Source organism: Escherichia sp. E4930, from assembly GCF_005845405.1.
Lineage (GTDB): Bacteria > Pseudomonadota > Gammaproteobacteria > Enterobacterales > Enterobacteriaceae > Escherichia.
In genome coordinates this window covers 1-1,109 of record NZ_VCDZ01000080.1, presented here as the reverse complement: position 1 = coordinate 1,109, position 1,109 = coordinate 1, and the positions used below count along the sequence as shown (strand labels likewise).

Sequence of the window (1,109 nt, the reverse complement as noted above, 5' to 3'; positions counted from 1 at the left end):
GCCAATTAAGTTTAGAGGATTTAAGCGTAATTCGTGTTCCCCGCGCCAGCGGGGATAAACCGCCAATTAAGTTTAGAGGATTTAAGCGTAATTCGTGTTCCCCGCGCCAGCGGGGATAAACCGTGCTGGCCTGTGGGGGCGGTATCGTCCTGTATGTGTTCCCCGCGCCAGCGGGGATAAACCGGAGATGGTTATGGATAAAGATACTGTTTTAAAGTGTTCCCCGCGCCAGCGGGGATAAACCGCGGTGAATGCGGCTCAGCGCACGCGGAACAGTGTGTTCCCCGCGCCAGCGGGGATAAACCGCCGCACGCCTTTCCATTTCCCGGACGAATGCAGTGTTCCCCGCGAGCGTATTTTCATGGAAGGAGATCACCCAATAACCCCCTGTGTCAGGATAGTTGTCAGCTTGTGAGTGAGGTTACTGGCCTAGAACGGAAATACCTGACGACAAGTGCTGCTCATCCGGAGAAGGTCATTCCTTCTGTAAGCAACAGCTCTGGCAGGGGGAACAGAGCTGTAATGATTGTACATATAATTAGAGTTGACTACCTTCGCTGCATGAAAACTTTATTCAGGTTGACTGGGCTTTTGAATGAGAAAAGTCTCAGGGGACAACCTTCATTAACCTGTTTTCGTAAAGCAAGTGGCATTTTACCGTTACCAGACCACGTCTTGGTATCGCCGTTCTCATCCTCAAAGATATATTTCTCTTTTCTCACACCGCCTTTGGTTTTTCGTTTGGTTTCCGTTGTCCCTGCAATAGCAGAAATTGGACCCTGCCATTCTTCCGGGTCAAGCCCCACAGAACTGATGTAGTCAAATACCTGTTGACATTTAGTTTCCAGTTCCTTACGTTCAGCCGCTTTTCGTTCAGCATCTTCACGGCGTCTTCAATAACAGCGTTGAGCTTTTCCTGCATGTCGAGTAATTGCTCAAAATAAACTCCGCGTACATACATGCGTAGTGAACGAATATTCGTCATTGTTCGACTGATGATGCTGTATTCTTCTTCTTTAGTCAGTTTGCACATAATTCCCCCCTCTTTTGCAATAAACGTGTTTTCTCTGGTGGGTTGATTACCCAGTCTTTTTTACTGTGTCTGACAT

At 48.0% G+C, this 1,109-nt stretch carries 1 pseudogene and 1 CRISPR repeat array; the pseudogene reads right to left on the bottom strand.

Annotation, left to right across the window (positions count from 1 at the left end):
• Positions 1–33: 33 nt before the first annotated feature.
• A CRISPR array of direct repeats spans positions 34–367; the repeat unit is 29 nt; unit sequence GTGTTCCCCGCGCCAGCGGGGATAAACCG.
• 203 nt (positions 368–570) lie between these two features.
• Positions 571–1,033 (bottom strand): annotated as a pseudogene (locus tag FFT88_RS25195) (H-NS family nucleoid-associated regulatory protein).
• Positions 1,034–1,109: the final 76 nt, after the last annotated feature.